Below are 414 nucleotides of genomic sequence, written 5' to 3' on the forward strand. Positions count from 1 at the left end.
CCGGCGGTGGGACAATGCCAGGCGGGGAGTTTGACTGGGGCGGTCGCCTCCGAAAGGGTATCGGAGGCGCCCAAAGGTTCCCTCAGAATGGACGGAAACCATTCGAAGAGTGCAAAGGCAGAAGGGAGCTTGACTGCGACACCGACGGGTGGAGCAGGTACGAAAGTAGGGCTTAGTGATCCGGTGGTATTAAGTGGGAATGCCATCGCTCAACGGATAAAAGCTACCCTGGGGATAACAGGCTTATCACTCCCAAGAGTTCACATCGACGGAGTGGTTTGGCACCTCGATGTCGGCTCATCGCATCCTGGGGCTGTAGTAGGTCCCAAGGGTTGGGCTGTTCGCCCATTAAAGCGGTACGCGAGCTGGGTTCAGAACGTCGTGAGACAGTTCGGTCCCTATCCGGCGTGGGCG

Annotated in this window: 1 rRNA gene; it reads left to right on the plus strand. The window is 58.2% G+C overall.

Annotated features, from left to right (window positions below):
• Window positions 1-414: ribosomal RNA gene (locus tag NE671_RS15715) — 23S ribosomal RNA — on the plus strand; the annotation flags it as partial.

The organism is Blautia sp. DFI.9.10, from assembly GCF_024461705.1.
Lineage (GTDB): Bacteria > Bacillota > Clostridia > Lachnospirales > Lachnospiraceae > Blautia_A > Blautia_A fusiformis.